A 13,065-nucleotide genomic window follows, 5' to 3' on the forward strand; every position below is an offset into this window, starting at 1 on the left:
TCATTATTAATGTCAAGAGGGGGGAGCGTCGTCATCCTCATATATTTCATTCGATGCTGCAGTTTCATCCAGCGTCAAGTCGTCGGTTAAATTAAGTTCTTCATATTCTTCTTTTTGTTTGTTTAGTAATTGTTTATACAGAATAAAAAATTGATTTTGAAAATCGAAAGTAATACTGTTTTGTAACTCTTTTTTAAGTACTTTCTTATTCTCAGTAAAACCATCATTTGTTTGTTCATATTCACCAGAACTTGTTATTTTTGCTTCAAATCTGACGGGTCTTGATTTAAATTCTATAGAGAAATCAATAAATTCAGGTGTTTCTCTATTATCAAAACGCATACTGGTCATTGTGAAATGAAAATTCTCTTTAGTGATTGTTTTGATAAATTGGTTTTCAATTAAATTTTCGCCACCTAAAAGAGCTGAATTTATACCTTGAAGTAAATCATTTTCAAGATTTGATTTTCTTTTCAGATCTTTAGAATGTCTATTCACTTTTAATTTATTAATTTTTTTGAGCTCCCAATCATCATGTAGCACCTCAAAGAAATTTTTAAATAGTGCAATCTTATTCTGTGCGTTTAATTTTTCTAAATCGATATCAGAAAGTGCAAATGAAATATCAGGATTTTGAGTTTGCAAGGTAGTTAAAATTTCAGTGATTTTTCGATGGTCATTTGCGCTTTCTAGGTTAAAGTCAAGGCTTGTGAAAGAGTCATGTGTGTTAACTTTGACAGATATGTGTCTTTGAGTTTCATCAAGTAGACTTATCATCCCTGGTTTTGACTCAGTATAGGTAACATTGAATTCCCAAGTGTCATCTGTATTTTCTATTAAGATTACCTTTGTATCATCAGGTCCGAACTTGTTTCCAACTATTGCTGATAGACTTTCTTTTAAATCGTTAACATTTTCATTAGGGATATAATATCTGCTTGATTTAACAAAATTATTTTCTCCATCTAATCTTTGTTTCAAATCTAAGTATGTCTTTCTTGAAAAGTAAAAATTAGTCCCAACATTAGCATAATCTTCCTTATTGAATCCGCTAACCAAAATGCCTCTTTCTCTTAAAAATTCAAAACTATCTTTCCAATTCACAAAGTTTTTCATCGTTTTTTTTACACTAAGTTTACTAGGATATCTCTTTAACTGCATAGATTTACTCCTTATATATTAAATTTTCAGGCGGTCTTTTTAATTCGTTCATATAATCTATTTGAATTTTTAGTTTTGAGTTATTTTTATCTAGTATTGCTTGTTTTTCATTGAGAAACTGATGAATATGTGTACGGTAGTTTCTCTGCTCACCGTGAATATGAATAATAAGTTTATCAGCATCCTCCATTTGATATGATGCAATACATTTATTCATAAATCTCAATTCTTCAATAGTAGGTTCAGCAAAGAAAAATACGTGATGAATGTTTTCTGATACAGTTATATTTAAAACTTCTAAAGATTTTTCACCTTTTGCAAAGATATAATCAGAAAACATATGAGTGATGTTTAATTGCTGTTGTCTCTTAACGGTTGTTAGACCTTTACTAAAGTAATCTCCAGGAAAAAAGAACTCTAAACGTTCTCCTTCGGCTTGTATTTCTTTAATTTTTTGTACAATAGAACACCATCTCAATATTTCTTTATTAGAAGCAATGTATACAGTTAATGGTCTTTTTCTTCTACTTATTTTTAATTCGCTTAAGTATTTTTGGAATTTGTCTTCGTCATATTTCTCAGGTTCATTACACCATACCATCAATAATCCTTCATTTAAATTAGTACAACCTAAATCATTATTTATGGTTGGATTTGTTCTTGCACACTCCAGTGTGTTTGATAATTGTGTAACGAAATCTTGTAATGAAGAACTAGTGATTCCATTCCATTTTCTTTCTTTAGATTCTACTATTACATGACTTGTACCACTTTTATAGGGATCGAAATAAGATAGTAGCAAGTCTATGCCATGTGGATTCTTTCTGCCTTTTTCTGTTGTTCCATGTTTAGATTTATTAGCACCAGAACAAGGAATATCAAAATTGGCATCACCTTTTTGTTCCCAACCAAATTGCTTTAAGATATTAAGAGTTTGTATAGTCCAACGATCTCCCTGAACTTGTTGTTCTTCTGACATTTTATTCACCTTCAATTAAATTCAATATTTTTTCCTCTAAATTTTCTAATGCAACTCTTGAAAAACATTCGTAATGCAACTCTATCTGCCCTGAATTAAAATTAATTTTTAGTTCGCATATTTCTTTCTGATAAAAAACTTTGAAATTCATACTTATAGGGTTTTTTTTAAATTTATTAATAATTTTAAGAGCATCAAAGTTATTCTGAAATTCTAGAGTTATAGCATTTAGAGAAGTATCAAGTAAATTGATATTTGAAAAAGTTACTTCACTAATAGTCATCTCCAGTTCTGAAAAGTGGTTGTATATTTGATTAAAAGTGAACTCCCAATTAATTAAAGTGTTAGATGAAATTTCAGAGATATGCTTTTCAGCACTTAAACAAACTTTTTTTTCGCCAAAAATAATAATGCAATTAAACTTTATTAAAATTAATATTTGTGCAGAATACATTCTTGAGAATTTCTTTGTTTCAAGATTTTGAGTATTTTCGTCATAGAATAGTTCATATGAGTCAAAATATTTAACAAAGGTGTATCTGATAAAATCCGAAAAATGTTCTACATCCTTTACTTCAAATTTATTTTTTGGCATAGAGTTGAAATCCTCAAAAAAACTTTGAATTTTTTTTATTGAGGTATTATCTATTTTTTTAAATATATAAAGCATTATCCCCATTTCCTTCCTCAGAAAACTGTTAATGGGTTAAATTCTCTAAATGCACAAGTATATAATAACCCAAAAATCCATATTATGTTTATTTTCGACAAAAGTAGACAAATTTATGATTTATTAGATGCGGTAAAAGTCATGAATCGATCACTAGCGAATTCATATGTAACATTGAAAAGAAATGCTATTTCATTTGTGAAATTATTATACGGTTGAATAGCTTTTATTTTTCTAAGCATAAATGTCGGAATACAAAACTTATATGCAAAACGCTTCGCCTGCATTTCCTGCAGCTCTCTAAACAGTGGGGGCATAATCAGTTGATTCCCTTCATGTCTTAGCGCATGACAAAGTTCATGACCAAAATCTTGCCACTGTTCCTGAGGGCTGAGGCGATTATCAATGATAATAGTTCCAGCATAGTACCGGCTGCTGATGTTTAAGAATTCGACTTTTAAATTGGAGCGGTAGGCGATGTCTAATAGATCAAGTTCTGATGGATTTTTAATGTTGATTTGATGATAGAATGCTTCGATCCAGTCATCTAAGTGTGTTGTGTTTTTTGGTAAAATACGTTCCAACTTAAGCAACTCCTTATAAAAATTTCAGAACTAGTGTTCTGTTTTGAGTTAATAAAAAAAGCCTTTTTTGTAGGCTTCTATAAAAGTGTTTAATGTATTATTTTTTGTTTTTAATGAACTCCCAAAACTGAATTAATTCCTCAATCTTATCATCGGGTGCATCTTTAAGATCTTTAAAGAAAAGTTGTGTTTTCGGATTTAAGAGCTCTTTCCACATCTCCTCATTTGAACCATCAAATTCTTTCCCTGTTAATAAATAATCGATAGAGACATTAAAGAAGTCGCTTAATTTCTTTAGTGAATCAAAGTCTGGTTGAGTTTCATTTTTCTCATATCTTGAATAACCTTGCCTAGAAATTCCTAAGAGATTGGCCAAGTCGTCTTGAGTTTTCTTATTGAGCTTTCTTAATTCTTTTAAGCGATTACCAAACATTATATTCACCTGCAAATCTTCAATATACATTTACTATATATTCATTATACGCAACTAACAGTTGCCTAACCATCTTAGGTAACAAAATGTTGCTAAATGAGTTGACAGAAACAATTTGTTGCTTTTATAATATAATCGAACGCAACAAAAAGTTACGTTGGGGGTGATGAATTGAATAAAGAAGAATTTAGAGATTTGCTTAAACAGTCTAGGTTTAAACTCGGATTTTCTCAACAAGATGTAGTTGAAAAATCTAGAACTGGTATCACTAGGCAATACTATAGTTACATTGAAAATGCTGAGAGAACACCTTCGGTTTCTCTGGCAAAGGATTTAGCAAGAGTTCTTCAACTGGATTGGACTATTTTTTTTGAGATAGAAAGCAACAAAAAGTTGCGTAAGGAGTGATTGTCATGAAAATAACCGTCACAAAAGGCCCTCTATTTCATCAAGCAGAAGCCAGGGCTTATAAGTACCTTAGCGGCATCTTAATTAAACGAATGAAAGAGCATCAAGAAAAAATTGAAAGAGAAAAGAAAGAATTAGTCGCTTCTTCATCATGATACCCATTTAAATATTTTCTAGCTGTTCTAACTTGGAAAAAGTTCTTAACCAGAACAAAGGGGGTGAGGAAGTTGAGGTTGGGGGTAGTGCTCCGACAAGCAAGGAAAAGAGCTGGGATGTCTCAAGAGAAGTTGGCTGAATTGTTAAGTCGCTCAAGGAGCTGCATATCAAAATTTGAGAATGATCAAAAGATGCTTGATGTTCCTACATATGTGCGGTGGATGGAGGCGACAAATGCAAAAGAAGCCATGATCGCAACCTTATGTGGGGTCGATCCACTTGCGGTCACGCAGCAAATTACAGCCATTATGGCTTTGTTTGGAGGATGAAGATGAGAAAAGCGATTTTCAAGAGTATTGATCATGAAGGGATAACTGCTGAAATGATCTGTATTGAACAACTACAAAAAAGATTAATGAAAGCATTAGAGAGTGCTGACATCGATACGGCATTATCAGCTCACAAAGATATTGCTAAATCATTAAACCAAATTCAGCGTTACGAAAGCCAAGCTAAAGTTCATTTATTAAAACAGGCTGCGAGTATTACAAAAATCAAATATCCAAAATCACTAAAAAATAGATTGAGAGGATTGATCTAGGTGAAGTATTTGTTCACAGCAAGTCGCTTAATGAAGGCGAAAGATATCGTGAAACAATGTCAGATGCGTCATACAGAGGAAGGGCTCATTTTATTAGCCGCTGTGGAATTACAGATCAGAACGGAAATAGAAAACAGAAAAAAGCAGCAAGCTCCGACACTTACTGCTTAAATCATTTCAAACCATGAATAACAAAATGATCGATCTCATTATAGCGTTATTTAGAGATCACGACAAGGCTTATTCTTGTCGTCCGACTTGCGGATAGGACAGTGCACACCTACCCCCTCAAATCATGCTCCATCCGCGGTCGGACGATGCGAATAAGCATCAAATAATGTGTTAAGGAGGAAAGAAGTCTTGAGAACTAAACCAGTTATTAAACCTTTCAGTGAGAGACAGTCTGATCAGTTCTATTTATCACAAGTGAATGGATTAATTGTGATGACTAACAAGGGTAAGCCAATGTTCCAATTTCCTGATAAACAAGCCTTTGAGAAATTTCAACAACTAAAGGCAGATGCGATCCGCTCAAAATTAGAGATTTCTTGATGCTCACACCAAATAGAAAAGGAGGGAAGAAGATGAATATCGAGCATCCGATCATCACAGAGATTAATAGATACGGCTATCCAAAAGATGTGGTGAGGCAAGAAGAGCACTTTGGAATTGATTTTTATGGTTCAGAAATTTTGCTAGAAGATGACTATGTTGAGGATAAAAATTCGGGTGAATTGATCTTGCGAGAAAATCTAGAACGATATCTTGCAGAGGAGCTTGATTTTGAATTTAAAACAGCAAAATAAAAGAGTTCACTCCCAACAAGTGAACTCTCATCTAAATAACCAGACACAGAATAAGGTGTCAACCACTATTATAAGCAGGTTGGCACCTAAATTCAATGGGGGTTTCTTATATGAATGGATTATCAAATGTTGATTACTCAAACTATATGGCAGCTTCGCAGCAATCAACAGGAACGTCAGTAACAACTGAAGCTATGGTTAGTCGACAGGCACAGGAAGTACAAGCAGCTATGGTCATAGCAAAGAAGTTTCCAAGAGACGTTTATGCTGCTTTTGAACGAATCAAGAAAGCATGTGAAAGAAAGCTATTGGCCGAAAGTGCAGTTTACGAATATCCAAAAGGCGGATCAAAAATTTCAGGTCCTTCCATCCGACTTGCTGAGGCTTTGGCCCAGAACTGGGGAAACATTGATTACGGAATCATGGAACTCGAACAAAAAGCTGGAGAATCTTCTGTAATGGCTTATGCGTGGGATCTTGAAACTAATACCCGTCAAACAAAAATCTTCACAGTAAAACACGAACGGAAAGCAAAGGGAACGATAACTAAACTCAATGATCCAAGAGATATTTATGAACTTGTGGCTAATCTAGGCGCACGTCGGGTTCGTGCATGCATTCTTGGAGTGATACCAGGAGACATTGTTGATGCCGCGGTTGATATGTGTCAAAGAACGCTGATTAGTGGTCATAAAGAGCCTTTAGAAGACCGTTTAAGAAAAGCATTAACAACATTTAAATCTGATTTTGGTGTTACGAAGGAAATGATCGAGGAATATGTCGGTAGCAAATTGGATGCATTTACTGAACAGGATTACCTCAAAATAGGACGCATCTATACTTCACTTCGTGATGGAATGGCAAAGAAAGAGGACTATTTCAACGTCAAAACTTCAGGTGCTACTAATGCCACAAAATCCAAAATCGAAGAAGAGTTTCTAAAGCAGCAGGAACAAAAAGAAAGTGCTGAAAAGGCTGGTGAGCCAGCAAATGATCATTCCGACAATCAACAAGGAGAACTATTACTCTAACGAGATCGATCAAGTTTATATGTCAAATTCTCAATATAAGAGTTTCTTAGAATGTGAGGCGGCTACAATGGCAAAACTCAATGGTGAGTGGCAGCCGCCGTCCTCTGAGGCTCTACTCTTTGGTCAATATGTTCATGCCTGGCTTGAAGGAGAGCAGGCCTTTGATGAATTTAAGATGAACACACCTGCTCTATTTACACAAAAGGGCCAGCTTTATAAACAATATCAATTGGCTGATCTCATGATTGAAGCTATACAGAATGACGACTTGTGCATGTTTGTTCTTCAAGGAGATAAAGAAGTGATTATCACAGGTGAACTGTTCGGAGTGCTCTGGAAAGGAAAACTCGATGTGTACAACCCAGCAGGTGGCCGCTTTGCTGATCTTAAAACAACTCGTTCTCTCAGGGAAAGAATATGGGATCAAGAGCTCGGCTATTGTTCATTTGTAGAAGCCTATGGATATATTGCTCAAATGGCTCTCTATGCGGAATTAGAAAGACAGGAAGCAGGACGTAGTGAATGGTTAGAGCCTTTGATTGTGGCCATATCAAAAGAAGATCCACCAGATAAAGCAGTTATCAATATTGATGAGTCAAGGATGGAAATCGAGTTAGAGGATATAGAAAAAAATATGGAGCGGATCGTTCAGGTTAAGTATGGCGGAGAAAGACCGAGAAGGTGTGAAAAGTGTAAGTATTGTCGATCTACAAATCGTCTTAATCGCATCATCCATTTTTCCGAACTGGTGAACAGCTAGTGAGGGAGAAGCTAATCATTAAAGTTCCTATTCCGTTTGTGTACCTGTCTTTATCTAAATCAAGTCGTAATCAAGCTGCGTTATTTAGAGCGTATGTAAAGGGTTATATCCAAAGAAATGAGCCAGGTCTTACTTTTATTAGGATCAGTGGAATGTACGCTCTATGTGAGATTAAAAGGCCGTAACTGACGGTGTTGGAGAGGAGGAAGTTATTTGTCTACTGGATGGGTAAAACTGCATCGAAAAATTTTAGAACACGAATTATGGAATGACGTGACTACTTTTAGACTGTTCACTTTATTAGTTATGAAAGCAAGTCATCAAGATGGCTTCAAAATGAATGGAGTTGTATTAAATAAGGGCCAGTACATAAGATCGTACTCAAAACTATGTGAGGACCTCGCTTATAAAGAAGGAAGAGGGCTAAAAAAGCTGTCTAAAAGTACAATTATGCGTTCAATTAAGAAACTTGTTATGAACAACATCATCACTGTTAGCGAAACGGAACTAGGAACACTATTCACCATTGTGAAATACGAGTCATATCAAGAGTTTTCGAATGATCACGAAACAGAACCCAGAACGGAAGAAGAACCTATCGCAGAACGAAGACGGAACGAAAGCGGTACGAAGTCGGAACTATATCAAGAATTAAAGAATTTAAGAATTAAAGAAGAAGAGGAAAAGAGAGCCTCAGTAGAAAATGATCTAACTCCTTTCCAGCAAATCGAAGAAAAGTACTTATCACGAAAAGGTGGGTTGATGTTAACACCAAAAGATTCAGTTGCCATTGAAAGGATTCTCAAGGAGCGAATCCCACTTGAAGAAATATTGGTGTGGATCGACGAGGTATTTGATCAATATCAACCCAAGCATAGAGCAGATAGTATTAAATCATTTGCATACCTGGAATCAGCGATTCTTGATCGTTGGCATGCCAAACAAAAGCCACCTAATAATGTTTCAGAATTTAAGCGTAAACCACAAAAGCATAGCAATTGGACACCCAAAGGAGTGAAGAAGGATGCAGAGTATGGGGGATACCTTAAAGGCGTTGGAGAAAGCCAATCCACATCTAGCGCAGAAGTTGAAAGACTCGAAGCGCTTGCCCGTGAAAAGGGCCTCTCAGGAAAGATACGAGACACTCACTGTGATTTCTAAACAACATTGCATGTATGGGAAATGCGATGGGGCGGGGTTGATATGGATTATTGATCATGAGGAAAACAAAGAATTTATGGAAGAGTGTCCATGCAAAGAAGTGAAAAAGCTCTCAAATAGGCTTATGAGCGCAAGACTACCAGAAGAGTTCAAAGACGCTTCTCTAAACTCTTTTGATATCAATGTTTACGACAAACCCGAATCCAAAGAGCGAGCAGCCAATGCGAAACGGGTTGCTAAAAATTATATTTTGAAATTTGAAAAGATGCGGGAGCTTGGAAAAGGTTTGTATTTCTTTAGTAAAGAGAAAGGCAGCGGAAAGACAAGGCTTGCTGCTAGTATTCTTCATGCGATAACCAAAACTCATGACACGGTTTATGACAAAGAAACCAAAAAGTACAAACCACTTAAAATCATCTATTCGTCTACAGCTGATTTAATCGGAGAAATAAAAAGCACGTTTGATAGCGAATCGAAAGTGAAGAGTACTGACATTATGGATGCTGTCAAGACAGCTGATCTTGTTGTCCTAGATGATATTGGAGTAGAAAACGTAACTGGTTTTGTTGAAGAAACATTCACTCGTATTCTTGATTACCGACTTCAAAACAAGAAGCCTACAATTCTTACAAGCAATTTAAGTATAGACGAACTTGACACAGTCTATAAAAGTGGTCGGATCAGTAGCAGGATTGAAAAATTGGCTTTCCCTGTGATTATGCCAAATGAAAAGATTCGTAAAAAGATAGCGCAAAAAGAAAATGAAGAACTGCTTTTGGAACTATACGAGTAAAGGGGAAGGGAAGATGTGTAATACCTGCAATGACAAGAAAATCATCATAGGTAAAACGTCATTTATGGCTGGCTACTACCCTTGCCCTGAATGTAACCATACAGGGCGCAAACAGAGCCTAAAACCAATCATCGAGCAATTAAATCAAATGTTAGTCGAAGCCAGAACTATGAAATGAGGAATGAATATGTCAAATATTAATAGCAAACAGCGCCGTGAGTACCTTTTAAGCGAATTAACTCGTATTGGATATTTAGCTAGTTTGGACAAGAATCCCGAAAATTTATCACTCTATGAACTTGAAATGCTCGTCATCTTTCTCAAGAGTCAACGTGGCAGCAGGGTGTTAACATATAACGCTAGGATGGAGGCATCTGAATGAAGATAGCATTCACCGTCTACGGAGAGCCAGTCGCACAGGGGCGTCCAAGAGCTACTCACATGAATGGTATGACAAGATTATACGATCCCAAGAAGTCACGAGACTTCAAGCAATACGTGAAGTTGGCTGCGAGCGATCACCGTCCTGATCATCTACTTACAGGCCCTCTCGAGTTGAGGGTTAAAGTTTACAAATCCACATTAAAAAGTTTCAGCAAGAAAAAGGCCGCAGAAGCTGAAAGAGGCGAGTTGAGACCAGCCAAAAAGCCAGATGTTGATAACTACATCAAAGGAATTAAAGATGGCTTGAATAAAGTCATTTGGCAAGATGATAGTCAAATTGTTGATCTGCATGTAAGCAAATTCTATAGCAGCTCACCGAGAATCGAAGTCGAAGTCTCAACTCTCATACCACCTCAGCAAACCGGAGTAGTCTAAAGTGACACGCAAACGATCAAAACGGTGGTTCCTGCTTTATCGTATAGAGGATGGACAGCGTGTTCACCTCTATGAACCACTTAAAAAATATGAGTTAATAAGCCGGAAGAAAAAAGGATGGAGGGTTGTCAGATGAAAAACAAATTCTTAGAAGGAGACTGGATCAAAGCATCTAGGAAAGGAAGAAGAGAATCCCTTAATAAAGCAGGTTATGTACTTAAAGTATCTGAAGATGACATTTTAGTAAGGTTCCTTAGTGGTAATACCTTGGTTGTTCCAAAGTCTTGGGCTGAAAATTTGGATGAGGTTCTGACTGAAGTCGATCTGAAGGCTTTGATTGATTTGTCTTTAGATTTAAGGGACGAACACCTCTTTAAAATGTGTGTACGTGATTTGCAAGCTCTTCAGGGCAAATAAAAAGAACCGAAGCACATGGCCCCAGTTCTATTGAATCTGCACAATTCATTATAACATGGGAGGCCTTGTGCATGAATAATCCTTACAAACATATAGACTCTAACATCTCAATTGATCAGCTTTTTGAAAAAGGAGAAGTTAAAGTTATTATCCTAGATGGTCATTCCAACAATGTGGTGTTGGCTGAAACACCAATGTACGGTAAAACCGAGATCACTACACGTGATGGCCAGTTCACAAATTTAAATTATACAAGTTCTCACAGAATAGATATTTAGCAGATAGAGCTTCCTAATTACTTGAAAAAATCTAAAAAATGCCGATTCAATAAAGAAGAATATTGAAAAGGTGTGTATTTATGGACTATTTTGGATTTCTTAAAACGATGGGGATACCAGGTAATTTGGCTGCTGCAACTATACTTTTTATTATCATTTTCAAATTAATAAGACCTATTAATTTATTATCATCAAGTATCTTTGAACAAAAGTTGTTAACTAAAGATATGGTTATACTATTATTAAGTATTAAATATCTTGGACAGACTTTATGGTGGGTATTGATTAATTTGTCTATACTTTATATTTTTGACGTACCGTCCTGGACAGGGGATCCAGATTTATCTCCCATGATAGGATCAATTTTTTTTGCAATTGGTGCTCCAACTTTTTTTTTAATTTATGCTATTAACAGTGAATTCCCTTCAAAACTTAATCAGTTAAGAGTAAGAATATTATTAGTAATACTTTTCATGATTTGTTTATTCTGCTATTATTTTCCGTTGAATGGAACAGTTGTAACAAATGTATTTGTAGAAAATCCAATTGGAAAATTAGCAATTATAATAGGGTGTACGACCGTTTTATGTCTCCCTATACCAGCTTTAATGAAGCAAATTTCAAAATTTTTATATTGGACAAAAGAAAAATATATACTCGTTTCTGACATTGATTTAGCTAATGAACAAATTAATCTTGAAAGTGATTTAAATAAAAAATCTTGGTATGTACTACACGCTATAAACAAAGAGTTAATTTTATTAGGAAATAACCCTAAGCCAAAGTTATGTACAGAAACAAAAATTATCAAGTTAGAAGACTTGTGCAATATAAAAATGTCGATTGAAGAGATCGATCAAGATTCTACAAACGATGAATCTGCGAACGAGGAATCTACGAACGATAGTACTACAAACAATAATTCAATTATATAATTAAACAGTCTGCTTATAAGATTTTTTAGAGAGAGGGTATAAATTTGTTAACCAACCAATTATGCCTTATTCCTGAGGTCAATGAAAAGCAGGTCCGTCAGACATTAATAAATGAATTGAAGCTTTATAAAGCATTAAAAGTTAAACAAGAGAACTTGGATGAGCAAAAAGCAAATGGCATCTTAACTTTGTTTCCAAGATTAAAAGATCAAAATGTTTGTTCGGAGCTTAAGGTGCGGCAAATAGAAAGAGCACTAGAGTACAGCTTGGATGAAATTGAACAAGACATTATTCGTATGAAGTACCTTACTACACGAATGGTTAAAGATCTTGAGGTATGCGAAGAGCTAGGGTTAAAGAAAGATCGATATTACAAATTGAAAAAGCAAGCAACGTTTAAACTTTCGACAGCACTTGGAATTATCTGAGTGCTGGTAAGTAAAAAAATTCTTCCCTTATTTTAAATTAATATCCATTTTTCAAGAAAGCATATATAATAGATTTAACAATTATGAGGGGAGTTGGCGAAAATTAGAGAGGGTGACTTGATTAAGCAGACTCTTGAAGGATTAAAAAAAATTCTTGACAGTCATGGGGCATTTCCATTGATACAGCCTGGTGGTTTTGTTTTAGAAGACCCCTATTTTCATTTTAATGATCCCGCAACTGAGAAGGAAATTGCAGATTTAGAAAATTTCTTTAAGGTTAAATTCCCTAATGATTACAAGGAATTTCTTAGATTACATAATGGAATCGACATAATTGACGGTATTGAAATACTTAGTACAAATGATGTCATTAAATATAATGAGGCTCAAGATCTTCCTGAAAAGTGTATATTAATTGGGTATCATTTTGATGGACGATATGTAATTGATACAAACAGATATAGTAATGGATTAGATTATATGTTCTTTTTAGATTCAATAGATTCATTTGAAGAAGCTGAAAATTTAGGATCGAATTTTGAAATATGGTTTGACCGTCTGCTAAGCTCAAATGGTGTTAAGTATTGGGAAATAAATCGAGATGTCAAAGGTTATTACGAAAATATTTAAAAAAGACTCCAAACG

General features: G+C 35.0%; 22 protein-coding genes. 17 read left to right on the top strand and 5 right to left on the bottom strand.

Annotated features, from left to right (window positions below; all coding sequences use genetic code 11):
- Positions 1-12: 12 nt before the first annotated feature.
- From C6Y03_RS18485 to C6Y03_RS18505, 5 genes are all read right to left on the bottom strand, one after another.
- A complete protein-coding gene (locus tag C6Y03_RS18485) occupies positions 13-1,161 on the bottom strand; it encodes a hypothetical protein (RefSeq protein WP_061419731.1) in 1,149 nt (382 codons plus the stop codon).
- Positions 1,162-1,165: 4 nt separating this feature from the next.
- Complete coding sequence (locus C6Y03_RS18490; RefSeq protein WP_061419729.1) at positions 1,166-2,140, bottom strand: PD-(D/E)XK nuclease domain-containing protein; 975 nt, start codon at positions 2,138-2,140, stop codon at positions 1,166-1,168.
- 1 nt (position 2,141) lies between these two features.
- Positions 2,142-2,819: a hypothetical protein gene (locus C6Y03_RS18495; protein ID WP_142393306.1), complete on the bottom strand. Its 678-nt coding sequence runs from the start codon at positions 2,817-2,819 to the stop codon at positions 2,142-2,144.
- A 104-nt stretch (positions 2,820-2,923) separates the two neighbouring features.
- Positions 2,924-3,394 (bottom strand): ImmA/IrrE family metallo-endopeptidase, encoded by a 471-nt coding sequence (locus C6Y03_RS18500; protein WP_061419722.1) that lies wholly within the window; start codon positions 3,392-3,394, stop codon positions 2,924-2,926.
- A gap of 97 nt (positions 3,395-3,491) precedes the next feature.
- The gene (locus C6Y03_RS18505; protein WP_223260780.1) at positions 3,492-3,857 is read right to left on the bottom strand and encodes a helix-turn-helix domain-containing protein; all 366 of its coding nucleotides are present in this window, start codon (positions 3,855-3,857) and stop codon (positions 3,492-3,494) included.
- Between the two features lie 141 nt (positions 3,858-3,998).
- Here C6Y03_RS18505 and C6Y03_RS18510 point away from each other — a divergent pair, with 141 nt between their 5' ends.
- From C6Y03_RS18510 to C6Y03_RS18585, 17 genes are all read left to right on the top strand, one after another.
- Positions 3,999-4,235 (top strand): helix-turn-helix transcriptional regulator, encoded by a 237-nt coding sequence (locus tag C6Y03_RS18510; RefSeq protein ID WP_106039748.1) that lies wholly within the window; start codon positions 3,999-4,001, stop codon positions 4,233-4,235.
- Between the two features lie 5 nt (positions 4,236-4,240).
- Positions 4,241-4,390, top strand: coding sequence for a hypothetical protein (locus C6Y03_RS19230; RefSeq protein WP_162835671.1), 150 nt, complete (start codon positions 4,241-4,243; stop codon positions 4,388-4,390).
- A gap of 63 nt (positions 4,391-4,453) precedes the next feature.
- Positions 4,454-4,720, top strand: coding sequence for a helix-turn-helix domain-containing protein (locus tag C6Y03_RS18515; protein ID WP_223254150.1), 267 nt, complete (start codon positions 4,454-4,456; stop codon positions 4,718-4,720).
- A gap of 2 nt (positions 4,721-4,722) precedes the next feature.
- The gene (locus C6Y03_RS18520; protein ID WP_106039749.1) at positions 4,723-4,992 is read left to right on the top strand and encodes a hypothetical protein; all 270 of its coding nucleotides are present in this window, start codon (positions 4,723-4,725) and stop codon (positions 4,990-4,992) included.
- The gene (locus C6Y03_RS19235; protein ID WP_161565241.1) at positions 4,993-5,163 is read left to right on the top strand and encodes a hypothetical protein; all 171 of its coding nucleotides are present in this window, start codon (positions 4,993-4,995) and stop codon (positions 5,161-5,163) included.
- A 189-nt stretch (positions 5,164-5,352) separates the two neighbouring features.
- Positions 5,353-5,544 (top strand): hypothetical protein, encoded by a 192-nt coding sequence (locus C6Y03_RS18525; RefSeq protein WP_106039750.1) that lies wholly within the window; start codon positions 5,353-5,355, stop codon positions 5,542-5,544.
- A 32-nt stretch (positions 5,545-5,576) separates the two neighbouring features.
- Entirely contained in the window at positions 5,577-5,798 is a 222-nt protein-coding gene (locus C6Y03_RS18530) for a YqaI family protein (RefSeq protein WP_061419716.1), read from the top strand.
- Between the two features lie 110 nt (positions 5,799-5,908).
- Entirely contained in the window at positions 5,909-6,829 is a 921-nt protein-coding gene (locus C6Y03_RS18535; RefSeq protein WP_106039751.1) for a hypothetical protein, read from the top strand.
- The gene (locus C6Y03_RS18540) at positions 6,789-7,589 is read left to right on the top strand and encodes a PD-(D/E)XK nuclease-like domain-containing protein (protein ID WP_106039752.1); all 801 of its coding nucleotides are present in this window, start codon (positions 6,789-6,791) and stop codon (positions 7,587-7,589) included. The genes C6Y03_RS18535 and C6Y03_RS18540 overlap by 41 nt, the downstream gene beginning before the upstream one ends.
- Positions 7,590-7,802: 213 nt before the next feature.
- Positions 7,803-8,750: a hypothetical protein gene (locus tag C6Y03_RS19240; protein ID WP_189293842.1), complete on the top strand. Its 948-nt coding sequence runs from the start codon at positions 7,803-7,805 to the stop codon at positions 8,748-8,750.
- Positions 8,740-9,543 carry an ATP-binding protein gene (locus C6Y03_RS18550; protein ID WP_189293841.1) on the top strand — a complete coding sequence of 268 codons (804 nt, stop codon included), beginning with the start codon at positions 8,740-8,742 and terminating at the stop codon, positions 9,541-9,543. The genes C6Y03_RS19240 and C6Y03_RS18550 overlap by 11 nt, the downstream gene beginning before the upstream one ends.
- Positions 9,544-9,921: 378 nt before the next feature.
- Positions 9,922-10,362: a RusA family crossover junction endodeoxyribonuclease gene (locus C6Y03_RS18560; RefSeq protein ID WP_106039754.1), complete on the top strand. Its 441-nt coding sequence runs from the start codon at positions 9,922-9,924 to the stop codon at positions 10,360-10,362.
- A gap of 132 nt (positions 10,363-10,494) precedes the next feature.
- Entirely contained in the window at positions 10,495-10,779 is a 285-nt protein-coding gene (locus C6Y03_RS18565) for a hypothetical protein (protein ID WP_106039755.1), read from the top strand.
- A 71-nt stretch (positions 10,780-10,850) separates the two neighbouring features.
- Positions 10,851-11,057 (top strand): XtrA/YqaO family protein, encoded by a 207-nt coding sequence (locus tag C6Y03_RS18570; RefSeq protein ID WP_106039756.1) that lies wholly within the window; start codon positions 10,851-10,853, stop codon positions 11,055-11,057.
- An 80-nt stretch (positions 11,058-11,137) separates the two neighbouring features.
- Positions 11,138-11,992 (top strand): hypothetical protein, encoded by an 855-nt coding sequence (locus C6Y03_RS18575; protein WP_106039757.1) that lies wholly within the window; start codon positions 11,138-11,140, stop codon positions 11,990-11,992.
- A 44-nt stretch (positions 11,993-12,036) separates the two neighbouring features.
- Entirely contained in the window at positions 12,037-12,420 is a 384-nt protein-coding gene (locus C6Y03_RS18580; protein ID WP_106039758.1) for an ArpU family phage packaging/lysis transcriptional regulator, read from the top strand.
- Positions 12,421-12,522: 102 nt separating this feature from the next.
- Entirely contained in the window at positions 12,523-13,050 is a 528-nt protein-coding gene (locus C6Y03_RS18585; RefSeq protein ID WP_106039795.1) for an SMI1/KNR4 family protein, read from the top strand.
- Positions 13,051-13,065: the final 15 nt, after the last annotated feature.

Origin of the sequence: Bacillus sp. LNXM65, from assembly GCF_002998575.1 — a bacterium.
In the GTDB taxonomy this organism is placed as follows: domain Bacteria; phylum Bacillota; class Bacilli; order Bacillales; family Bacillaceae; genus Bacillus.